At 58.9% G+C, this 21,530-nt stretch carries 19 protein-coding genes and 1 pseudogene; 3 read left to right on the top strand and 17 right to left on the bottom strand.

Going from position 1 to position 21,530, the window contains the following annotated elements; all coding sequences use genetic code 11:
- Positions 1-34 precede the first annotated feature (34 nt).
- The 9 genes from AC0L7L_RS05780 to AC0L7L_RS05740 all read right to left on the bottom strand — a co-directional run bounded on the left by AC0L7L_RS05780 (position 35) and on the right by AC0L7L_RS05740 (position 10,734).
- A complete protein-coding gene (locus AC0L7L_RS05780) occupies positions 35-664 on the bottom strand; it encodes an ABC-type transport auxiliary lipoprotein family protein (RefSeq protein ID WP_272210790.1) in 630 nt (209 codons plus the stop codon).
- Positions 665-818: 154 nt separating this feature from the next.
- Positions 819-2,189 carry an MlaD family protein gene (locus AC0L7L_RS05775; protein ID WP_272210789.1) on the bottom strand — a complete coding sequence of 457 codons (1,371 nt, stop codon included), beginning with the start codon at positions 2,187-2,189 and terminating at the stop codon, positions 819-821.
- Positions 2,190-2,198: 9 nt separating this feature from the next.
- On the bottom strand, positions 2,199-2,990 hold the full coding sequence (locus tag AC0L7L_RS05770) for an ABC transporter ATP-binding protein (RefSeq protein WP_473513793.1): 792 nt from the start codon (positions 2,988-2,990) through the stop codon (positions 2,199-2,201).
- Between the two features lie 34 nt (positions 2,991-3,024).
- On the bottom strand, positions 3,025-4,125 hold the full coding sequence (locus AC0L7L_RS05765) for an ABC transporter permease (RefSeq protein ID WP_473512626.1): 1,101 nt from the start codon (positions 4,123-4,125) through the stop codon (positions 3,025-3,027).
- A gap of 453 nt (positions 4,126-4,578) precedes the next feature.
- On the bottom strand, positions 4,579-5,412 hold the full coding sequence (locus AC0L7L_RS05760; RefSeq protein ID WP_473512623.1) for a UDP-2,3-diacylglucosamine diphosphatase: 834 nt from the start codon (positions 5,410-5,412) through the stop codon (positions 4,579-4,581).
- A 106-nt stretch (positions 5,413-5,518) separates the two neighbouring features.
- The gene (locus tag AC0L7L_RS05755) at positions 5,519-6,346 is read right to left on the bottom strand and encodes a TolB family protein (protein ID WP_473512621.1); all 828 of its coding nucleotides are present in this window, start codon (positions 6,344-6,346) and stop codon (positions 5,519-5,521) included.
- A gap of 25 nt (positions 6,347-6,371) precedes the next feature.
- Entirely contained in the window at positions 6,372-8,036 is a 1,665-nt protein-coding gene (locus tag AC0L7L_RS05750; protein WP_473512619.1) for an NAD+ synthase, read from the bottom strand.
- A 350-nt stretch (positions 8,037-8,386) separates the two neighbouring features.
- Complete coding sequence (locus AC0L7L_RS05745) at positions 8,387-9,766, bottom strand: class II 3-deoxy-7-phosphoheptulonate synthase (protein ID WP_473512617.1); 1,380 nt, start codon at positions 9,764-9,766, stop codon at positions 8,387-8,389.
- Between the two features lie 104 nt (positions 9,767-9,870).
- On the bottom strand, positions 9,871-10,734 hold the full coding sequence (locus AC0L7L_RS05740) for a LysR family transcriptional regulator (protein WP_473512615.1): 864 nt from the start codon (positions 10,732-10,734) through the stop codon (positions 9,871-9,873).
- Between the two features lie 159 nt (positions 10,735-10,893).
- On the opposite strand from AC0L7L_RS05740, the gene AC0L7L_RS05735 reads away from it, so the two are divergent.
- Positions 10,894-11,031, top strand: a complete 138-nt coding sequence (locus tag AC0L7L_RS05735) for a hypothetical protein (RefSeq protein WP_272210782.1) — start codon at positions 10,894-10,896, stop codon at positions 11,029-11,031.
- 51 nt (positions 11,032-11,082) lie between these two features.
- On the opposite strand, the pseudogene gor reads toward AC0L7L_RS05735, so the two are convergent.
- From gor to rpiA, 3 genes and pseudogenes are all read right to left on the bottom strand, one after another.
- Positions 11,083-12,469: pseudogene (gene gor, locus AC0L7L_RS05730) on the bottom strand (glutathione-disulfide reductase).
- A gap of 170 nt (positions 12,470-12,639) precedes the next feature.
- Positions 12,640-13,173: a DUF2059 domain-containing protein gene (locus AC0L7L_RS05725; protein ID WP_473512612.1), complete on the bottom strand. Its 534-nt coding sequence runs from the start codon at positions 13,171-13,173 to the stop codon at positions 12,640-12,642.
- 13 nt (positions 13,174-13,186) lie between these two features.
- Positions 13,187-13,885, bottom strand: a complete 699-nt coding sequence (rpiA, locus tag AC0L7L_RS05720; protein ID WP_473512610.1) for a ribose-5-phosphate isomerase RpiA — start codon at positions 13,883-13,885, stop codon at positions 13,187-13,189.
- 224 nt (positions 13,886-14,109) lie between these two features.
- Between rpiA and gph the strand changes: the two genes are divergently transcribed.
- Positions 14,110-14,784 carry a phosphoglycolate phosphatase gene (gene gph, locus AC0L7L_RS05715; protein ID WP_473512607.1) on the top strand — a complete coding sequence of 225 codons (675 nt, stop codon included), beginning with the start codon at positions 14,110-14,112 and terminating at the stop codon, positions 14,782-14,784.
- Between the two features lie 68 nt (positions 14,785-14,852).
- Here gph and AC0L7L_RS05710 read toward each other — a convergent pair whose 3' ends face one another.
- Positions 14,853-16,790: a L,D-transpeptidase family protein gene (locus AC0L7L_RS05710; RefSeq protein WP_272210776.1), complete on the bottom strand. Its 1,938-nt coding sequence runs from the start codon at positions 16,788-16,790 to the stop codon at positions 14,853-14,855.
- A 390-nt stretch (positions 16,791-17,180) separates the two neighbouring features.
- Between AC0L7L_RS05710 and fumC the strand changes: the two genes are divergently transcribed.
- Entirely contained in the window at positions 17,181-18,572 is a 1,392-nt protein-coding gene (gene fumC, locus AC0L7L_RS05705) for a class II fumarate hydratase (protein ID WP_272210775.1), read from the top strand.
- A gap of 72 nt (positions 18,573-18,644) precedes the next feature.
- Here the strand turns inward: fumC and AC0L7L_RS05700 are convergent, their stop codons facing one another.
- From AC0L7L_RS05700 to AC0L7L_RS05685, 4 genes are all read right to left on the bottom strand, one after another.
- Complete coding sequence (locus tag AC0L7L_RS05700) at positions 18,645-19,259, bottom strand: LysE family translocator (protein ID WP_272210774.1); 615 nt, start codon at positions 19,257-19,259, stop codon at positions 18,645-18,647.
- A 149-nt stretch (positions 19,260-19,408) separates the two neighbouring features.
- Positions 19,409-19,798, bottom strand: a complete 390-nt coding sequence (gene sufA, locus AC0L7L_RS05695; protein WP_272210773.1) for a Fe-S cluster assembly scaffold SufA — start codon at positions 19,796-19,798, stop codon at positions 19,409-19,411.
- A 73-nt stretch (positions 19,799-19,871) separates the two neighbouring features.
- Complete coding sequence (locus AC0L7L_RS05690; RefSeq protein WP_473512603.1) at positions 19,872-20,243, bottom strand: SUF system Fe-S cluster assembly protein; 372 nt, start codon at positions 20,241-20,243, stop codon at positions 19,872-19,874.
- A 15-nt stretch (positions 20,244-20,258) separates the two neighbouring features.
- A complete protein-coding gene (locus tag AC0L7L_RS05685) occupies positions 20,259-21,494 on the bottom strand; it encodes a cysteine desulfurase (protein WP_272210771.1) in 1,236 nt (411 codons plus the stop codon).
- Positions 21,495-21,530: the final 36 nt, after the last annotated feature.

Below are 21,530 nucleotides of genomic sequence, written 5' to 3'. Positions count from 1 at the left end.
AGCATTCGAGCGCGGAACGCGAATGCAGCAGCGATCACAGCGTCTCGGCGATCCAGCTGACAATCTCGGCCTGAACCTGGGAAAAAGCATTATCGAGAGCGGCGACAAGGACACCGCTTGAAGCAGAGGCATTTACGCCAACGCTGCTTGAAAACAGCCGCTGATCCCTGACGACACCCGTCCGGTCATCAAGCAGCTTGACGGAGAGCACCACATCCGCCGTCCCCGGTCCTGAAGCCTTGATCGCGAACTCGCGGATCTCGACCACCACCTGATAATCGATGGCAAGGCCTTGCCCGGGCATGCCGACGCCGCCGAAGAGACCGGTATTCTCCAGTCCCGCGACAAGACGCGCCTGCACGACAGCCGGCAGAAGATCGCTCCACTGGGCACTGGCGAGATAGCGAAGCTCTGATCCCGAAAGCCTGACGACGATGCCGCGATTATCAAGCACCTGAATGGCCGATGGCGGTGGCACCAGCAGCTGAAGCCGCGCCGTGCGCGCGCGGTTCGTTGAAACCTGCGTAGAAGCCTGCGCCGTCAGATCAAAGGTATCACTCGGCGGCCTCAGAGCGCAGCCGCTGAGAGCTGCCACGACAAGACCCAGTCCGACAAAAGGCCCCGCAAGGGCGCTGGCTCTGTCAGTCGCGGAAAATAACATCATTCCGTCCTTCCTGGACCTGCTAATCCGTTCAATTCAATTGAACTAAGGCAAAAGAGCCGGATTGCAAAGGTCTGGTCGTGACTTTCTCCCGAAGGGTCACGTATTGTTCATGGTCGCCGGTTTTTCCCTGTAGAGGATCAAAACCCTGAAGATATCAGTAGCGATTGCGGCCGTCGTAGGTCTTCATGTTGTCAGAGCCGAAGATGAACTGCTGCGGGTCATTGCTGATCGAGTTCATGGTGCGGTTGAGCGTATCGACGGTCCTGCGCGTGTCTGTCACCAGCGCCCGGATATCCCGCAGCCCCGAGCCTGAAAAATTCTCGATGTTGGCCGTGATCGGGCCTATGCGCGCATTCAGCGTTTCCGCCGCCTGCTTCACCGCCGCCAACGTCTGGCGCGCCTGATCGGAAAGTGAATCGATATTGTCTGAACCGAGCAGTTTGTCGACCTTCGCCAGCACATCGTTGACCCGCGTCGACGCCTGGTTAAGCTTGACGGACAGCTCACTGACATTATCGATGGCGGTATCGATGTTCTGTGTCTTGGCATTGATGCTGTCGGCGACGTCGCGGATCGAAGCCACAGCTTGCTTGGCATCGGCCATCACAACCGAGAGGTCATCAACTGATGTACCGACCTTTTCGGGGTCGATCGACGACACAATCACATCGACCTTCTTGAACACGTCCTGAGCCTGCTTGCCAAAGACGCTATAGCTATCAACCGCTTTGCCGAACTGATCGATCACGCCGTCGAGGTTTTTGGAAGCGACGGCGACATTGGCGGTAATCGTGTTGGCATTGTTGATGATGCTGGCCACTTCATCGGGATTTATGGCCTTGATCACCTTGTCCAGAGACCCCACCGTGGTCTCCAGCCGGCTCGACAGACTGTCGACCGTTTTCGAAAGCTTACCAACCGTCTCGAGGAATGTGCCGATCTCGTCGGAATTGTCAGCGAGCGCTCCGGTGAACGTCTCAACGTTGTCGACCGTTTTATTCAGTGTCGGGGATATTTGCTCGACAAGTTTCTGCACGTCGCTTGCCGTCGAATCGATACGTTTCATGATCCTGTCGGCCGTCGTCAGCAGGTTGGAAAGGCTAGATTTATCCGCCGTCAGTTCGGCAGCTTGATCTTTTTCCAGCGCCTCCTGGAGGATATTCGGGCCCTGCTGGCCGTTCGCAGCAAGTTCGATATAACCTGTCCCAGTCAGCCCCTGCAGCTCAAGCTTGGCCGTGGTGCTGTCATGAACCGGTGTATCCGCCTTGACCTCGGTGCGCGCGATCGTGAAGCGCGGATCCTTGGGATCGATTTCCAGACGCTTGATCGAGCCGACCTGAATGCCATTGAACCTGACGGCTGAACCGACGCTCAGCCCGTTGGCCGAACCCGGAATACGCACGATCAATTCGGCGATCGGCCCCTGGCGCCCGTATTCCTGGAGCCAGAAGACGAAGCCTCCCGCGGCGGTCAGCACCAGAAGAACGAAAAACCCGACGATGGTATAGTTAGCTTTGGTTTCCATGCCTGCCCGTCAACGCTGTTGGCCATCTGCCGTGTTTTCGAAGATAGCGCGGGCCCTCTTGCCCTTGAAATAACTCTGGACCCAAGGGTCTTCGAAGGCGAGCATCTTGTCGAGTGTTCCCTCGACCAGCACCTTCTTCTTTCCAAGCACCGCGATCCTGTCACATACGGCGTGCAGGCTGTCGAGGTCATGGGTCACCATATAAACCGTAAGGCCAAGCGTGTCACGCAACCGCGCAATCAGCTCGTCAAACTCGGCCGCGCCGATCGGATCAAGGCCTGACGTCGGCTCATCGAGAAACACCAGATCAGGGTCAAGCGCCAGCGCGCGCGCAAGCGCCGCACGCTTGATCATACCACCAGAAAGCTCGGAAGGGTAACGCTCCGCAGCCTCAGGCCTGAGACCCACCAGTTCGATCTTCAGCCGGGCGAGATCATCCATCATCGCCGTCGGCAGATCGAGATATTCCCGCATCGGCACCTGTACGTTTTCCAGCACGGTCAGACCGGAAAACAGAGCACCCTGCTGAAACAACACACCGACGCGGGTATCAACCGCCAGCCGGTCGGCATAGCTCAGACCGTCGAAATCCCTGCCGAAGATCGAAATCGAGCCGGCCTGGCGCGCGTTCAACCTCAAAACCGTGCGCATCAATACGGATTTACCGGTACCGGAGCCGCCGACAAACCCGAGGATCTCTCCGCGATAAACGTCGAGATCGAGGTTTTCAAGCACGGTCGGCCCGCCGAAGCCCACGGTCAGGCCGCGCACGCTCAATATGCGCTCCCGTCCCTCGTCCATCCTGTCTTCGGATCCACCGTTCACCGTTCATTCCTCAATAATCTATCGCCGCGTAGAAAATGGCAAAAATGCCGTCAGCCAGAATCACCACGAAAATCGATTTCACGACCGAGGCCGTGACCTTCTGACCGAGCGATTCCGCGCTGCCGCCAACCTTCATGCCCTCAAGTGAGGCGATGATAGCGATGATCAGCGCCATCACCGGTGCCTTCAGCATACCTGAGATCACGTCGGCTATATCGACGGCCTCATGGAAGCGTTGCATGAAGGTTTCCAGAGTGATGCCCGAATAGACGTCAAGAACCACCACAGCGCCCAGAAGGGCAGCAAAATTGGCAAGTATCGTCAGAAGCGGCAGCGCAATCAGCAGCGCCAGCATCCGCGGAAACACCAAAACAGAGACCGGGTCAAACCCCATGACCCTGAGCGCGTCGATTTCCTCGCGCATACGCATGGCCCCGATTTCAGCAGTGATCGCGCTACCGGAACGGCCGGCAATCATGATCGCGGTCAAAAGCACACCGATCTCACGCAGCTGCAGAATGCCGACAAGGTCGACAACGAACAGTTCCGCGCCAAAATAGCTGAGCTGAAAAGCGCCCTGCTGGGCGATAATGGCACCGACCAAGAACGACATCAGCGCGATGATCGGCACCGCGCGCACGCCCATATGATCAAGCTGGGCGGTAACTGCAGCCATGTTGACGCCGCCGCCCCTGGAAAAAAGTGCTTTCAGACCGAGGAACAGTGCACCGAAATAGCCCACTCCGCGATAGACATCGCGCCCGGCGGCAGCCGCCGATTTGCCCATCGGGTCAAGAACCAGCTCAAACAGGTTGCGCCCCGGCTTGGACGTTGCTTTCTCCGGCTCCGGCAGGGTCTCGGGAATAGCTTCCATCAGATCCGAGACACGGCTGTCCATCCCGGCAATCTCGGTCTCAAGCCCGGCGGCCCGACATTCTGCCTGAACCTCGCGAATCATCCAGGCACCAGCGGTATCAAGCTGCTCCAACCTAGAGAGGTCAACAACCGCCGTCCCACGCGCCCCGCCGAGACGAGCGCCAAGCTGTTCGATTTCACCACTCAGCGGCCGCGCGTAACGCGCCGTCCAATACCCTTGAAGAAAAAGGGTCATGGCCGCTCCGCCGTCTCCGGGCTCAACCGTCAGGGAGGCTTTCGTTTCTGTCCGCGTTCTGCAAATGCAATTATCCAGTTTTACGCGCCTGAATGCGCCGCAGCCAGCCCACCAAGCAGACGGCGGAGACCCGGCCAGTCCGCGCCCGTGGTATCCAGCCGGAAATAAGCCGACCAAACGGTCGCTGGACACAATCGTGACGATCAACCGCGATCATGACCGACATTAGGCTTTTCATGACCGGATAGAGATTGCAAGTGTTTTGAAGGACCTAGAGCGGCTCAGGATCAAATTGAAGCGGTTCTGCCGGCCAGGCAGGGATGGTGCCCGCGCGAAAAACTCTTCCGGTACAGCGTCTCCGAGAGTTGACCGCCATCAAAATTCCCGGTGGCAGGCGGCGCATCCGGGTCTGGCCGCCCCCGTTCCAGCGGCAGCAGGCATGGCGCAGAGATGTCAGGCCGCCGCGCGCGCCTTGGCCTTGGCGGCAAGGATCAGAGAACTCAGGTCCTCCGCTTCTGCCTCAGTCGGTCCGGCCTCATCAACGCCTTCGATCTTCTGCCAGTTGATCAGCTCGAAGCTTCCGTCGAAGTGCTCCGCAATCGCCGTGCAGCTTTCGACCCAATCACCGGTATTGATATAGCGGATACCGTCCATATCCTCCATCACCGCATGGTGGATGTGGCCGCAGATGACCCCGTCGACCTCGTTCCTTCGCGCCTCTTCAACGACAACGCGCTGAAACTCGCCGATGAAATTGACAGCATGTTTGACCTGCAGCTTGGCCCAGGCTGAAAACGACCAATAGGGCATGCCAAGTTTGCGCCGCACCGCCGCCAGCACCTGGTTGATGGCAATCGCCGCATCATAGGCCCAGTCGCCGAGATAGGCGACAATGCGGGCATGACGAACGACGACGTCGAATTCATCGCCGTGGATGACCAGATATTTCTTGCCGTCAGCAGCCTCGAAGATCATCCGTTCGGCCACCTCGACCCCTCCGAAGTGGGTGCCGGGGAAGTCACGCAGGAATTCGTCATGATTGCCCGGAATATAGACGATGCGTGTGCCCTTGCGGGCCTTGCGCAGCATCTTCTGCACCACGTCGTTGCAGGACTGCGGCCAGTACCAGCTGCGTTTCAGCCGCCAGCCATCAATGATGTCGCCCACAAGCACGATGGTCTCAGCCTCGTGATGGCGCATGAAGTCGAGAAGAAATTCGGCCTTAGCGGCCTTCGACCCGAGATGAAGGTCGGAAATGAAAAGTGTTCTGAACTGTCTGGGTTCCATCGCCTCAACCCGCCATATCCCCCGGCGGCCCCTGTGCATCCATGGATGGCACCCTTAAAACACGAGTCGTATTTCAGCTTGATGACAGGTGTTCTCTGCGCGGCATTCAGGCAGGAAAATAGCGGACGTAAGCAAAGGCCGCGCCGTCCGGCGACCAGTTGGGTGAATTCATGGTGCCCTGCCCGCCGAAGAGCGCAAACAGCGTGGTCAGATTGCCGCCGTCCGGATCCATCACCCGAACCTCCACATCTTTGTCACGCGGATGATCGAAGACGTCGGGGGCATAGGAAATCAGGATCACCCGGTCATTTTTGGGCGATGGGTGGGCGAACCAGTTGCCGAAATTGTCGAAGGTCAGCTGCTGCAGCCCGGAGCCATCGGGATGAACGCACCATATCTGCATAAGGCCGGTGCGCGAGGAATTGAAATAGATCCATTCGCCGTCAAAGCTGTAATCCGGGCCGTCATTGCGCCCCTCGCCCGCCGTCAGCCGGGTCTCCTCGCCGCCGTCGGCTGCAATCGTGTAGATATCGAAGACATCGTCGCGAATGCCGCAATAGGCAAAGCGCGCGCCATCGGGCGACCAGCCGTGCCAGTAGGATGGCAGGTTGCGGGTCACGAGCTTCGGCGTGCCACCTGACGCCGGCAGTGTGTAGATCGCGGACTTGCCGAATTCGCACTTGTCGGAAATCGCTATCGTCTTGCCGTCGGGAGAAATGCCATGATCGTTGTTGCAAGCGCTGGCAAAGCCGGTATCGATCTTCTCAAGCCGTGGAGCACCCGCGAGCGGCAGGCGATAGACCAGACCATCGCTATTGACCATCAGATAACGCCCGTCCGGCGACCAGTTCGGCGCCTCAATCACCCCCTCGGACTGAAACACCACGCGCTGTTCGCCCGTGGCAAAATCGAAGATCTCAACTGAACTGCGCATAAGCCCCTCCCCGGCTTGGTCGGTTCTACCGGTCCCGAAACCGGTTGGTGATCGGGTAGCGCCGGTCGCGGCCGAAATTCTTGCGGGTGATCTTCACACCCGGTGCGGACTGGCGGCGCTTGTATTCGGCAATATAGAGCAAATGCTCGATGCGGTGCACCGTTTCCGCGTCATGCCCGCGTTCGACGATCGCGTCCACCGACATCTCCTGCTCCACCAGGCATTCGAGGATATCATCCAGCACCGGATAGGGCGGCAGCGAATCCTGGTCGGTCTGGTCGGGCCGCAGCTCGGCAGACGGTGCCTTGTCGATGATGTTTTGCGGAATGGCGTTCGTTTCAGGCCCGTGCATGCCGTCCGGCCGCTCGGTATTGCGCCAGGCAGCAACGCCATAGACCTGCATCTTGTAGAGGTCCTTGATCGGGTTGAAGCCGCCGTTCATGTCGCCGTAGAGCGTGGCGTAACCGACCGACATTTCCGACTTGTTGCCGGTGGTGACCACCATGGCGCCGAACTTGTTCGAAATCGCCATCAAAATGGTGCCACGGGTGCGGCTTTGCAGGTTTTCCTCGGTAATGCCCTCTTCAGTGCCCTCGAACAGACCCTCAAGTGCCGACAGGAAGCCGCTGACGGGCTCCTCGATCGCCACGATGTCATAGCGGCAGCCGAGCGCTTTGGCGCAGGCAGCGGCGTCGGACAGCGATTCCTCCGAGGTGTAGCGATAGGGCAGCATCACGCAGTGCACCCGCTCCGCGCCGAGCGCATCGACAGCAATCGCGGCACAGATTGCCGAATCGATCCCGCCGGAAAGGCCAAGCACCACGCTCTTGAAGCCGTTTTTGTTGACGTAGTCGGCAAAGCCCAGCACGCAGGCCCGGTAATCGGAGGCCTCGCCGATCGGCAGCGCGGACACCTTGCCACCGACAATACCCCAGCCATCAACGCCGCGCTGCCATTCGGAGATCGCGATATCCTCGACAAATTGCGGCATCTGGAAAGCCAGCGCCTTGTCGGCGTTAAAGCCGAAACTGCCGCCGTCGAACACCAGTTCATCCTGTCCGCCAACTGTGTTGAGATAAACGAGCGGCAGCCCGGTCTCGATCACCTGCTTCAGCACTACCTGATGGCGCACGTCGACCTTGCCACGATAATAGGGCGAGCCATTGGGCGACAGCAGCAGCTCTGCGCCGCTCTCAGCCAGCGTTTCACAAACGCCGAGATCACCCCAGATATCCTCACAGATCGGAATGCCGATCCTGACACCGCGAAAGCTCACCGGTCCCGGCATTTCACCGGGCAGGAACACGCGCTTCTCGTCAAATTCGCCATAGTTCGGCAGGTCGACCTTGTCGCGGATGGCAATGATCTCACCGCCATCCAGCACCGCAACGGAATTATAGCGGCCGGCCTCACCCTTGCGGGGAAAACCGACGATAACACCCGGTCCGCCATCAGCCGTATCGGCGGCGAGCGCCTCGACGGCCTTGAGACAGGCGGCAAGAAAAGCGGGCTTCATCACCAGATCTTCCGGCTGATAGCCGGAGATGAACAGCTCGGTCGAAAGCACAAGGTCCGCGCCGGCATCGGCGGCTTTTTTGCGGGCCGCCCGCAATTTCTCGAGGTTGCCGACAATATCGCCAACTGTCGGGTTGAGCTGGACGAGAGCGATTTTCATGCGATCGGGGGTCATGCTGTTTTCCGCTTGTTGCTGGGGTGAAGAAACGGCGGTGCCATGGACACCATGTTTTGCCCGAAAAATCAAACCGCAATATAGCGCAAGTCAGCGAATAAGGCATGGGCAGGCGGGAAGAACCAAAGCGCTCGGCAACACTCCACCGCCGCGCACCTCATGCGCGGGCGAGCATCCGTTTGCGTTTGTTGCATGATCCGTAGCGGGGTTTGGATCCGGTGTGACAACGGCTAAAGACCGCCGCCGAGGCCAGCCATGCAGAAAGGCAGTAGGCCCCGGCTCAAGGCCGAGGGCTAAACAGGCGCATGATCAAGGCCGGCAGAGGAAGCGGCGCATCGCGCCGCATTCTTTCACGCGTTGATTGCGAGCTTCTTTTCATCGTAAGCCGTCTTCATCCGCTCGGCGAGCAGGAAGGCGAGCTCCAGCGCCTGGTCGGCGTTGAGACGCGGGTCACAATGGGTGTGATAGCGGTCGTGCAGGTCGTCGCCCGTCAGCGCCCATGCACCACCGGTGCACTCGGTCACGTTATTGCCGGTCATTTCGATATGGATACCGCCGGGATAGCTGCCTTCCGAACGGTGAATCTGGAAGAAGCTCTCGACCTCCGACAGGATCCGCTCGAACGGCCGCGTCTTGTACGAGTTCAGCGTGATCGTGTTGCCGTGCATCGGGTCGCAGGACCACACAACTTTTTTGCCCTCGCGTTCGACCGCGCGGATAAGGCGCGGCAGATGGTCGGCGACCTTGTCATGGCCGAAACGGCAGATCAGCGTCAGGCGACCAGCCTCGTTTTGCGGGTTGAGCGTGTCGATCAGCCGAAGCAGGTCGTCCTCGGCGAGCGAGGGACCGCACTTGAGGCCGAGCGGGTTCTTGATGCCCCGCACATATTCGATATGCGCATGATCGGCCTGACGCGTACGGTCACCGACCCAGATCATATGACCCGACGTTGCGTACCAGTCGCCCGACGTCGAATCGACGCGGGTCAGCGCCTCTTCATAGCCGAGCAGCAGCGCTTCATGGCTGGTGAAGAAATCGGTCTCGCTCAGTGCGTGATTGTCCGCAGCCTTGATGCCGATGGCGCGCATGAACGACATCGTTTCGGAAAGCCGGTCAGCGAGCTTCTGGTAGCGTTCGCCCTGGGGGCTGTCCTTGACAAAGCCGAGCATCCACTGATGCACGTTTTCCAGATTGGCATAGCCGCCCATGGAAAAGGCGCGCAACAGGTTCAGCGTCGCCGCCGACTGGCGATAGGCCATGAGCTGGCGCTGCGGATCGGGGATCCGGGCACCCTCGGTGAAGTCGATGCCGTTGATTATATCGCCGCGATAGCTCGGCAGCGTTACGCCGTCGATGGTTTCATTCGAAGACGAACGCGGCTTGGCAAACTGCCCGGCAATGCGGCCAACCTTGACCACCGGCTGCTGGGCGCCAAATGTCAGCACCACCGCCATCTGCAGGAATGCGCGGAAAAAATCGCGGATTGTATCGGCGCCGTGCTCGGCGAAACTTTCGGCGCAATCGCCGCCCTGCAGCAGAAAACCGCGGCCCTCGGCCACTTCACCGAGCGCACGCGTCAGCCGGCGCGCCTCGCCAGCAAACACCAGCGGCGGATATGTTGCAAGCGCAGCCTCGGCATCTGCGAGCTTTTCAGCGTCGGGATATTCCGGCACCTGCAGAATGGGTTTCTTCCGCCAGCTACCCGGTGTCCAGTTCATTGCACTGTCCATAATTGTTCACCTGTCCTTGCCGTCCGGCTGCAAAAGCCCGACACGCCTCTCTCCCGATTTTGGCGCGCTTATAGACGTTTCTCGCATTTTTGTATACCCGCGCATCAACCGCCCGTTTCGCCGCAAAGCAAGCCGCTGTTTGCCTTGATCAGGGCCGCGAGACGTTCGATCACCATCCGCACTTCCGGCCTGTGCCGATCATCGTCATTGGCGATGATGAAGAGCGGGTGACTGAGTTCATCGACGATATCGCCGACGCGTTCGAGCGCCGCGTTGCTGTCGCCCGCGTGAACCGGCAAAACGCCCTGCCCCGCGCCACCGGCAATCAGGCGTGCGAGCAGGTCGCGATCCTCTGTCCAATTGGTAATCCCGGATTCGTGGTTCTCGAAAACCCAGCGGTCGGACGCAGACACGGCAGAGCCGGTTCCCATCGAAACCCACGGCAGTTCCTCACCGCCCAGGTCGTGGCGGCGATAGACGGCATAGGCCATGGCACCGGCCCGGCGCACGGCCAAGTTTCCGCTGTCGGGCCGCGCCGCCAGAACCGCGACATCGGCCTCACGGAAGGCGAGCGCCAATGACGGCCCCGCAGAGCTGAGGCAGATGCGAAAGCCGTCTTCCGGCCCTTTGATATCGAGCACATGATCGGCAACAAAGCCCGAGAGCCAGCTATCGACAGCGATCGACACCCAGGGCATGGCGAAGGCATCGCTGTGCCATTCGGCAATCGCGTCGGCGACCGCCTGCATGCCGCTGACGCGCTCGAACAGCATTTCACCATCATGGGCAAGCCGGTAGCCGCGCTGTGACCTCAGGAACAGCGCACGCCCGAGCGTGCGCTCCAGCGCCAGCATGCGCCTGCCGATTGTGGGCGCGGAAAGGCCGGTGCGTTGAGCAGCGGCGCTCAGGCCGCCAAGTTCCGCCACCACATGAAAGAGCTGAAGATCATCCCAGTTCGGATCCGCCATTCTGCCTCTTTCCGAAAATGATGCACACCGGCGAGTATAAACCGACGGCAAAGGCAATGAACCTTTCACGGCTGAAACGGACGTTTCATCGGCAACTCTACAGCCTTAGAAAACAACAGCCTAGGTCTTGGGTACAACGAAGCAAGAGAAGAGAATCCCATGATCGACTGGATTTCCGTCACCCGGAATCACCGCACACAACCGAAGCCTTCGCTGGCCGATCCGCTGGAGAGCGAAGACTGGCGTGGGCATCAATGGATCGCAAACCTCATCAGCCGGTTATTGCGTCACCGCTGAACCAGCAAGGTCCGGCGCCATCGCAGGCGCCGGCCACCTCTGTACGGGTGCTCAGGCCCGTTCGCCCTTTTTGACGCGATAGGAAGGCTGATACATTGTCACAAGCTCTTCAGAGGCCGTCGGATGCACGGCCATGGTGCGGTCGAAATCATCCTTGGTGCAGCCGCCTTTCAGCGCGACGCCGATCAGCTGCGCCATTTCGCCGGCCTCATGACCAAGAATATGGGCACCGACAACCTTGCGGTCGGCCGCATTGACGATCAGCTTCATCACCGTCCGCTCGTCGCGGCCCGAAAGCGTCGCCTTCATCGGGCGGAATTTAGCGAGGTAGACCTCCAACTCGTCATAGCGCTCTGCCGCCACGTCTTCCGCAAGGCCGACCGTGCCGATTTCCGGCTGCGAGAACACAGCCGTCGCGATCAGGTCATGGTCGGGCGTGACAGGGTTATCCTTGTATTCGGTCTCGATGAAACACATCGCCTCGTGGATCGCGACAGGAGTCAGTTGAACACGATCGGTCACATCGCCGAGCGCAAAGATATGATCGACATTGGTGCGCGAATAGTCGTCAACGAGGATCGCGCCCTTGGCATCAGTCTCGACACCGACCGATTCGAGCCCCAGCCCCTTGGTGTTGGGAAGACGCCCCAGCGCCATCATCACCGTGTCGACATTGAAGACGTGGCCCTGCTTGGTCTCTGCCTTCAGGCGGCCGTCGGCAGCCTGTGCAACATCGAGAATAGTGTCGCGGCAGACCACGCGAATGCCCTTCTGCTCCATCGCCTCGCGCAAATTGGTGCGCATATCCATGTCGAAACCGCGCAGGATTTCCGATCCACGATAAACCAGCGTGGTATCAACACCGAGACCGTTGAAGATATTTGCGAATTCGACAGCAATATAGCCGCCACCGGTGATCGCGATCGACTTCGGCAGTTCTTCGAGATTGAAAGCTTCGTTGGAGGAGATGCAGAGCTCAGAGCCCGCCATTTCCGGGTGGGGGTTGGGCGCACCGCCAACGGCAATCAGGATCCGTTCCGCTGTCACTTCCTGCCCCGAAGCGCTCAGCCGCAGGCGGTGCGGGCCGATGATTTCGGCACGGCTTTCCAGAATTTCAGCCCCTGCGTTTTCCAGCCCTTTGCGGTAAAGCCCCTCGAGGCGGGTGATTTCCTTGTCCTTGGCGGCAATCAGCTTCGGCCAGGAGAAACTGCGCTCACCGACATGCCAACCATAACCCTCGGCATCCTCGAAATGCTCGGGATACTGGGACGCATAGACAAAGAGTTTTTTGGGTACGCAACCGCGAATGACACAGGTACCACCGAAGCGGTATTCCTCTGCAATGGCCACCCGCTTGCCAAGACCGGCCGCCAGCCTTGCCGCACGCACCCCCTGAACCGCCGCCAATAACAAAAAGATCAAAATCAAAAGCGGACATCGGGAGGCTCCTTCTGGAAATAAATGTGTCAAATTTCGTCGCGCCTAGATATGGCGACTTCAGCCCAAAAATAAAGGGAGAAGACAAGGCATGGCGCATCACAGATTCAAAATGGCAAAGGGCGCGCCGGTGGCACGCCCTCAAAAGCAAATGGCGGTTGTCTTTGTAGACTATTGAGCGGCCGGTGCTTCGCCCGCCTGCTCGGCAATGCGCCGGTTCAGTTCCTCCTGCGCCTGCTGATTCAGGTCGCGAGCAATGCCACGCGCCCAGATGTCTCCGGCCTGGCTGAGTTCGCGCGACGCGATCGGGCCATACTGGATGAACTTCTGGCCAAGCTCGGAACTGTAGAACGCCGCCAGTTCTTCCAGCTCTGCTTGTGTAAAGATGTTGGCGTAAATCTGCGCGCCTTCGTTTTCGAGGTCAGCACGACGTGCGGCCAGCGCTATCGCCGTATCGGTTACCACTTCATCGATCAGCGTATGATAATTAGGGTAAACCTGCGTCAGCTGTGCCTGCACGAGATCCGCCTGGTTGGGCAGGATTTCGTCGAACTGGGAATTGATCCCCAGTGCGTTGAGCGCGGCCTTGGCCGCGGCTTGATGTTCGGGCGAAACATCCTGCGCCGAAGCAACGGAAAAGGCGCCAAGTCCCACGACCGTGGCGGCAACGGCCACGGAACGGCCGATCTTGGTGTGAAATCTCATAAAGGACTCCTGTCTACTCTGTTGCTTTGAGTGTACGCACGCCATTGTCGGATGCAACTATGGCCAGCGTCGCTATATCGATAAACAACCCGTGCTCCACTACGCCCGGGATAATGCTCAGCGCCACAGAAAGAGCCTCTGCATCGTGAATGCGGCCAAATGATGCATCGATAATGTAATGCCCACCATCCGTCATGAACGGGCCATCACCGGAGCGGCGAAGATCGAGCGTACCGGAAAGGTCGAGGCGCGAAGCTGTCTTTTCGATGGCAAGACGTGTCGCGCCCAGCCCGAACGGCATTACCTCGATGGGAAGCGGAAAGGCACCGAGTTGGTCAACCACCTTGGTTTCATCAGCAATCACGATCATCGCCCTGGAAGCCGAGGCAACGATTTTTTCCCTGAGAAGAGCTCCGCCGCCGCCCTTGATCAGGCTAAGCGCCGGGTCAATCTCGTCGGCGCCATCGATGGTGAGGTCAAGCTCGGGCGATTCGTCCAGAGACCGGACCTCGATACCGAGCTCAAGGCACTGGCGTGCGGTGGCTTCGGATGTTGGCACTCCGGTGACATTGAAGCCGTTCGCCACCTTTTCACCGAGCAACGCGACGAATTCACGCGCGGTGCTGCCAGTTCCAATGCCAAGGCGCATTCCGTCCTCGACATATCCAAGCGCTGTTTCAGCTGCCTTGATTTTCAATTGACGCGCGTCCATGCGTCACATGCTCCTTCTGATTTACGGTAAGGTGTTTACACGCCACAGGCGCTAAACAAAAGTCCTTTTGCAAGAAGCCTCGGCTTCGGCTCAAATGGATAGCATCACTGTGAAGACACGAATATTGCAAACCACAATCCAGTGCAAACTTCGTGCCGATTTGCGCGCGCTGGTCATCGCCTCCCGAATCGCCAGCAAAAGCGCACCAACGTGAAAGGAAAAAAATGTCATCTCCGCTTGTCATCTTCGATCTCGACGGAACACTCATCGACACAGCACCAGATCTGATCGAAAGCCTGAACCATGCAATCGCACCCGCAGGCCTGGCGCCCTTTGACATCAGCCAGCTGCATCAGCTTGTCGGAAAGGGTGTGAAGGTCATGATCGAGAGGGCCTTCTCGCTGCGCGAGACCGATCTCGATGAACAGACATTCAACGCCTGTTTCGATCGCTTCACAACACATTATCGCGATGGCATGCCAGGAAAGAGCAAGCCTTACCCGGGCACCGAGGACGCTCTTCATCGGCTGAAGGCGGCAGGTTTCACGTTGGCCGTGTGCACCAACAAGCGCATGCCACTGACCATGCCACTGCTTCAAAGCCTCGGCCTTGCCGATCATTTCGCGGTTATCACCGGCGGCGACAGTTTCGAATTCCGCAAACCAGATCCGCGCCATATTCTCGGCACCATTGATCAGGCTGGCGGGAAACCGGAAAACGCCGTCATGGTCGGTGACAGCTCCAACGATATCGACTCTGCGAACGGCGCAGGAACCGCATCCATTGCCGTGACCTTCGGCTATGCCGACCGCGCTGTCGAAACGCTCGGGGCAAGCCGGACGATCGCGCATTACGATGAATTGACCGCAGAACTCATCGAAGCGCTGCTTGGCCGCTGAAACCGGCAATGCGAAAAAAGCGCGCCCGAAAACCGGACGCGCTTTTTTTCAATCAAGCCTGAAGCAGATCAGCTGTTTGCTTTGCGAGCCCGGCTTTCCGCATCAAACGCGCGTTCCAGATACATATCGCGCTCGTAGACGTCGTCATAATACTGAATGTCGCCGGTGGCATCCGGCCATGCAGTGAAATAGCTGATATAGACCGGGAACTGTTCCGGAACATCGACCGGCGTGTTCTGACCCGTGGCAATGTAATCATCGATATCCGATTCGGGAACGCCAAGAACGGCAGCGGCCATCTTGTTCGGATCGGCCAGACGCACGCAGCCGTGGCTCAGCGCACGCTGATCGCGTTCGAAATAGCTCTTCTGCGGTGTGTCGTGCATGTAGATCGCGTGATCGTTCGGGAACAGGATCTTCAGCTGGCCGAGCGCGTTGCGCTCACCCGGAGGTTGACGAACGTCCACCATCGGCGCGGCCGCCCAGTTGACCGAGGACGACGAGACCCGGCGGCCATTATAGCTCACCTCATAGCCGATCTGATCGAAATAGGCCGGATTGGCCCTCAGCTTCGGCAGATACTCGTTGACGACAATCGAACGGGGCAGGCCCCAATAGGGATTGAACTCCACGGTCTGGATTTGATCGCGGAAAAAGTAGGTCTGGTTCCGCGAATTTCCAACCACAACGCGCATATCGAAGTTTTCGCCATTGTCATCGTGATAATAGACCCGGTAGGCGGGCTGATTGATGAATACATAGCGCGGGCCGAAATCCTCCGGCAGCCAACGCAGGCGCTCCATCGCAGCCACGACCTTATGGGCCCGGTCGTCATTGGTCTCGACGTCAAACGCGGCAATGGTCTTCGGACCAACGACACCATCGACGTAAAGGCCCTGAACGCCCTGGAAGTCGCGGACCAGATCGACCAGTTCCGGGGTGTATTCCGTTCCGCCGTCATATGCGTCGAAGACGGCAGCGTGTTGTTCGATGAACGCGTCCGAACTTTCGCGCTTGATCGCCTTGACGAGGTTCGGAACAGCATCGTCATTTTCACCCGGATGGATGAAAACGCTGCGCGGGAACACGATCGGCTCGACATATTCGTCAGTGGCGCGCAGTTCCTTGAGCGTCGTCTTCAATTCCTCGAAACGTTCGCTCTGCGGACTGTAGCTTTCCATCAGACCGGCAACATTCTCAGCCTTACCAAGCGCATTGATCGCCTCGTCAAGGTCAACGGGATTACGCTCGAGATCGTGGAATTCCGAAATCCGGTTCGGATCAACACGGCCACGCTTGGAATCCTGCATATAGGTCAGAACCTGCGCGGAGAGCGCCAGCTCAAAACGCATCAGTTCGGCCTCACGCGCAGCATCGTCTTCAGCCAGCAGGAGATCAGGCAGGTTGACCGCATAATCCCCGGAATCAAGGCCCCAGGCATCGGCATCGGCCAACGTATCGAGCGCGGCTTCCGCCTTGGGCGTCATCATGCCATCGGCGACCCAGATCAACTCACCGCCCTTGGAATAGTAATTCTCGACGGCCGCCGCAACGCCATCAACGGCTTTCACGCGGGCATCGGTCAGATAGCGACGCGGATCATTGTCGTCGATGGCCACCATGGTTTCTGCCGGAGCCGCATCGCTCATCGTATCCGAGTCGATCGCCGCGACTTCGGAGACATCCGCATCTTCGACCGCCTCGGTAGAATCTGACGAGATCGAGCCGGTCACGACCGGATCCCGAATTTCGCTGATCGCGATAAAGCGCATCGAGTCGGGTTTGTAGGTGTAATATTTCGGTGGCGCCACCTTCGGAGCAGAATAGGTGCGCTGTGTTTGCTGCGGCTCCTGCGGCTGGACGACCGGCGCACGGTCTGCCTCCTTGTCGCGACCGCGCAGAATATCCATCAAGGTCAGGGCATGTGCCGATGCCGGCACAAATGCAGCCGATACCGCAGCCGCCACGGCCACCGATGAGACGCGAACTAAGAGCTTGTTGCGCAATTTTTCACCCCGTTTGACATAAAACTAATATTTGAGACCACCTTACCTGCAACTTGCAGGCCCCTCCAATAACAATTCCGCTATCAGATGAGACCGGAGAGGCTGTGTTGGTAAAAAACAACACCCCGTCAGATGTTCCGGCCCGGGTTTCCGACATTGAATAATATCAGCAGGTGCTTAACAGTGCATTAAGTAATCGGTACGGCAAAGTTGGGTCATACGCCCTTTTCAGGTCGCCGGGATCCACCTCAAAACCCTTTAAATCGAATAAGTTGAAGCGCCTTGTTGACAGAGCGCCCCCCGGCGCGCGATTGCATAATCACGCTTTTCCGGCATGACGTCTTTCAAGTGCGCCCCTTGATATGGGCCAATGCGCTGAGGTAGAAAAACATGACTGACACCCGCACAGAAACCGACACTTTTGGCCCGATCGAAGTGGCCGCCGACCGCTACTGGGGCGCACAGGCCCAACGCTCGCTCGGCAATTTCAAGATTGGCTGGGAAAAGCAGCCGCTTTCGGTGGTTCGCGCACTCGGCATCGTCAAGCAGGCTGCGGCCAAGGCCAATATGGCGCTCGATCGACTTCCGCCTGAAATCGGCAATGCCATTGTCGAAGCTGCGCAGGAAGTGATCGACGGCAAGCTTGACGCGCACTTTCCGCTGGTTGTCTGGCAGACCGGCTCAGGCACGCAGTCGAACATGAACGCCAACGAGGTGATCTCCAACCGCGCCATTGAAATGCTTGGCGGCGAGATGGGATCGAAGAAGCCCGTCCATCCCAACGACCACTGCAATATGAGCCAGTCGTCAAACGATACCTATCCGACGGCCATGCATATCGCCTGCGCCGAGCAGATCGTCCATCACCTGCTGCCCAAGCTGAAGCACCTGCAGGAGGCGCTTGCCGCCAAGGAGCAGGAATTCGCCGACATCATCAAGATCGGTCGCACGCATACGCAGGATGCCACGCCGCTGACGCTTGGCCAGGAGTTTTCCGGCTATACCGCGCAGATTGCCTCCGCGATTGCCCGCATCGAGCTGACGCTGCCGGGCCTTTATCAGCTGGCCCAGGGTGGCACCGCCGTCGGTACCGGGCTCAACGCGCCGATCGGTTTTGCCGAAAAGGTCGCTGAGGAAGTCGCGGAGATCACCGGTCTTCCGTTCGTCACCGCACCCAACAAGTTCGAAGTTCTGGCAGCTCACGACGCGATGGTCTTCTCGCATGGCGCTATCAATGCCGCAGCAATGGCCTGCTTCAAGATCGCCAACGACATCCGCTACCTTGCCTCCGGTCCGCGCTCCGGCCTTGGCGAGCTGTCGCTACCGGAAAACGAGCCCGGCTCCTCGATCATGCCCGGCAAGGTCAACCCGACCCAGAACGAGGCAATGACGCAGGTCTGCGCCCACATTGCCGGCAACCAGGCGGCGATCGGCTTTGCCGGCAGCCAGGGCCAGTTCGAATTGAACGTCTACAACCCGATGATGGCCTACAATTTCCTGCAGTCGGTCCAGCTTCTGGGCGACGCCGCCCTTTCCTTCACCGACAACTGCGTGGTCGGCATCAAGGCGCGGGAAGAAAACATCAAGGCCGGTGTTGAACGTTCGCTGATGCTGGTGACCGCGCTTGCGCCGAAGATCGGCTACGACAATGCCGCCAAGATTGCCAAGACCGCGCACAAGAACAACACCACGCTGCGCGAGGAAGCGCTGGCGACGGGCCTTGTGAGTGGTGAGGAATATGACGAGATCGTGCGTCCCGAACTGATGATTTCGCCGAAATAGCGCGATCCGCCCTTTGTGAATGAAGACCCGGTCCGTGCGGCCGGGTCTTTTCGTTTGCGGCAGGAAACGCAGTCAATGCGGGATGGCGGCCGACACAGCCACCAGCCCGAAGCCGATCAGAATACCGCCGGAAATGCGCGCCACCCAGCGGGCAAATTCCTTCGGCAGTTTGTGGCGTATGATGGCGACGAGCCCACTCAGGAAAATCCACCACAGCAGCGACCCGGTGAAGACACCGGATACGACCACCGCAAGGGCCAGCTTGCCGCTGGTATCGGCCAATCCGAAACCAGCGAAGATGGCCACGAAAGACAGGATCGTTGCAGGATTGGCTATGGTCAGGGCATAGGTCGTGGCGATGGTGCGCATGAGATCACCCCGCCCCGGCTCTACGGCCGGTTGTGCGCCGGTCTTGCGCATTTCCCGCCAGCCGAGAAAGATCAAAAACGCGCCGCCGAACAGCGCCAACGGCATCGAAATTGTCGCAAGTGCCGCCGAAAAGGCGGCAAAGCCAAGCGCAGCCAGTGCACCATATGAGGCATCCGCCAGCGCCGTGCCAAGCCCGCCCGAAACACCGAACCAGAAACCGCGCGTGAGCGAGCGGTTGATGCAGAGTGCGCCGATCGGCCCGACCGGCGCAGCAATGGCAAGGCCGACGAGCATACTTTTTGCGAGAAGTTCGAGCATATCACCGGGCCTTCATGCGAGCCTGTCCGAGAAGGCTTCAATAAATCAGTTTTCCGCAAAGTTGGAAGGTGTTTTTCAAGATCACAAAGCCAAACGAAAAGACCGCCCTCAATCGGAGCGGCCTCTTCAGATTATGGCTGAAAACGCGATCAATGCACCGCTTCGCGCGCCTTTGCCAGTTCGGCAAGGTCAGCAGCCTTCAGCTCGACGGATTCGCCGCAGCCGCAGGCTGACGTCTCGTTCGGATTTTTGAATACGAAACCGGTCCTGAGCTTGGTGACCTCGAAATCCATCACCGTGCCGAGCAGATAGAGCGAGGCGGCGGGATCGACCCAGACCTTGGCGCCGTTCAGCTCGACGTGATCGTCCTTGGTGTTGACGTTCTCAGCAGTCACCATATCCACGGCATATTCCATGCCCGCGCAACCGCCCTTCTTGATCGAAACGCGGATGCCGCGCGCATCCGGCCCGGAATTGGCGATAATTTCGTTGACCCGGCTTGCCGCCGATTCGGTCAGTGTGATGACTTGAAAGCCCATGTCTATTCTCCTTAAACAACCGGGTTAAAGGCCCGGCGTCTGGATCTGATTGCACCAGTATCGAGCCGTTCCGTCAATACCAGCCGACCGCCACCTTGGCTTCTTCGGACATGCGGTCCGGTGTCCACGGGGGGTCAAAGGTCATGATGGCTTCCGCCCCGGAAACGCCTTCGACCATGCTGACAGCATTTTCCACCCAGATCGGCATTTCGCCAGCGACCGGGCAACCCGGCGCCGTCAGGGTCATGTCGATCTTCACAAACCGGTTGTCGTCAACATCGATCTTGTAGATCAGACCGAGCTCGAAAATATCCGCCGGAATTTCCGGATCGTAGACAGTTTTCAATGCCGAGACGATGTCATCGGAAAGCCGCGCCAGTTCCTCGGGAGGAATCGACGAACCGGTTTCAGCCGATTTTGTCTCTGCGGTTTCTTCAACACTCATGCCATGCTCCTTGGGTCAGGCAAAGAAGGTTCGCGCATAGTCGAGCGCCTCGACAAGGACGTCCACTTCTGCGCGCGTATTGTAAAGGCCGAACGACGCCCGGCAAGTCGACGTCACGCCGAAACGGGTCAACAGCGGCTGGGCACAATGGGTGCCGGCACGCACTGCAACGCCGCGTCGGTCAATGATCGTCGAGATATCATGGGCATGCACACCTTCGATGGCGAAAGAAAAGATGCTGCCCTTTTTCTCCGCATTGCCGATCACCCGCAGCGCGTTCACATGCGCAAGCTGCTCACGCGCATAGGTCGTCAGATCCGCCTCGTGGGCGGCAATCGCCGCGCGGCCAACACCTTGCATATAGTCAAGGGCAGCGCCCAGTCCAATAGCCTGCACGATCGGCGGCGTTCCTGCCTCGAAACGATGCGGCGGATCGGCATAGGTGACGCCGTCCATGGTCACATTGGAAATCATCTCGCCGCCGCCTTGAAACGGGCGCATCTCGGAAAGCCTGTCGAACTTACCGTAAAGCACGCCAATCCCCGATGGGCCATAAAGCTTGTGGCCGGTCATAACGTACCAGTCGCAATCAATGTCCCTCACATCGACCGGCAGGTGGACGGCGCCCTGAGACCCATCGACCAGCACCGGAATGCCACGCTCATGGGCAAGCCGGGTGACCGCCTTGACATCAACGATCGTGCCGAGCGCATTCGACATCTGGGTGATGGCGACCAGTTTTGTGCGTTCGGTCAGGCATTGTTCGAAGTCTTCGATATGAAATTCGCCGTCATCATCCACCGGCGCCCAGACCAGCTTGACGCCTTTGCGCTCTCGCAGGAAATGCCAGGGCACGATGTTGGAGTGGTGCTCCATGATCGAGATGACGATCTCGTCACCCTCGCCAAGATTTTCCATCGCCCAGCCATAGGCGACGGTATTGATGGCCTCGGTGGTGTTACGGGTGAAAACGACCTCGTTCACCGATCCGGCGTTGAGGAACGAGCGCACCTTTTCGCGCGCAGCCTCATAAGCGTCAGTCGCCGCATTGGAAAGGAAATGCAGGCCGCGATGCACATTGGCATATTCATGCGAATAGGCATTGGAGATCGTGTCGATGACAACCTGAGGCTTCTGCGCGGAGGCACCATTGTCGAGATAGACCAGAGGCTTTCCGTAGACCTCGCGGGAGAGAATCGGAAAATCCTGCCTGATCTTTTCGACGTCGTAAGCTTTAACCTGAGCATCCATTGCCCTGAACTCCGTCTGTGGCTTCCGGCCTTCAAA

It is taken from the genome of Martelella sp. K41-7, assembly GCF_055808365.1.
The sequence above is the reverse complement of the archived record's forward strand: the minus strand, read 5'-3'. Positions and strand labels throughout refer to the sequence as shown.

Coding starts and splice junctions, on each gene's coding strand:
- AC0L7L_RS05780 (WP_272210790.1), bottom strand. CDS start 664: ATGATGTTATTTTCCGCGACTGACAGAGCCAGCGCCCTTGCGGGGCCT.
- AC0L7L_RS05775 (WP_272210789.1), bottom strand. CDS start 2,189: ATGGAAACCAAAGCTAACTATACCATCGTCGGGTTTTTCGTTCTTCTG.
- AC0L7L_RS05770 (WP_473513793.1), bottom strand. CDS start 2,990: ATGGACGAGGGACGGGAGCGCATATTGAGCGTGCGCGGCCTGACCGTG.
- AC0L7L_RS05765 (WP_473512626.1), bottom strand. CDS start 4,125: ATGACCCTTTTTCTTCAAGGGTATTGGACGGCGCGTTACGCGCGGCCG.
- AC0L7L_RS05760 (WP_473512623.1), bottom strand. CDS start 5,412: ATGGAACCCAGACAGTTCAGAACACTTTTCATTTCCGACCTTCATCTC.
- AC0L7L_RS05755 (WP_473512621.1), bottom strand. CDS start 6,346: ATGCGCAGTTCAGTTGAGATCTTCGATTTTGCCACGGGCGAACAGCGC.
- AC0L7L_RS05750 (WP_473512619.1), bottom strand. CDS start 8,036: ATGACCCCCGATCGCATGAAAATCGCTCTCGTCCAGCTCAACCCGACA.
- AC0L7L_RS05745 (WP_473512617.1), bottom strand. CDS start 9,766: ATGGACAGTGCAATGAACTGGACACCGGGTAGCTGGCGGAAGAAACCC.
- AC0L7L_RS05740 (WP_473512615.1), bottom strand. CDS start 10,734: ATGGCGGATCCGAACTGGGATGATCTTCAGCTCTTTCATGTGGTGGCG.
- AC0L7L_RS05735 (WP_272210782.1), top strand. CDS start 10,894: ATGATCGACTGGATTTCCGTCACCCGGAATCACCGCACACAACCGAAG.
- AC0L7L_RS05725 (WP_473512612.1), bottom strand. CDS start 13,173: ATGAGATTTCACACCAAGATCGGCCGTTCCGTGGCCGTTGCCGCCACG.
- rpiA (WP_473512610.1), bottom strand. CDS start 13,885: ATGGACGCGCGTCAATTGAAAATCAAGGCAGCTGAAACAGCGCTTGGA.
- gph (WP_473512607.1), top strand. CDS start 14,110: ATGTCATCTCCGCTTGTCATCTTCGATCTCGACGGAACACTCATCGAC.
- fumC (WP_272210775.1), top strand. CDS start 17,181: ATGACTGACACCCGCACAGAAACCGACACTTTTGGCCCGATCGAAGTG.
- AC0L7L_RS05700 (WP_272210774.1), bottom strand. CDS start 19,259: ATGCTCGAACTTCTCGCAAAAAGTATGCTCGTCGGCCTTGCCATTGCT.
- sufA (WP_272210773.1), bottom strand. CDS start 19,798: ATGGGCTTTCAAGTCATCACACTGACCGAATCGGCGGCAAGCCGGGTC.
- AC0L7L_RS05690 (WP_473512603.1), bottom strand. CDS start 20,243: ATGAGTGTTGAAGAAACCGCAGAGACAAAATCGGCTGAAACCGGTTCG.
- AC0L7L_RS05685 (WP_272210771.1), bottom strand. CDS start 21,494: ATGGATGCTCAGGTTAAAGCTTACGACGTCGAAAAGATCAGGCAGGAT.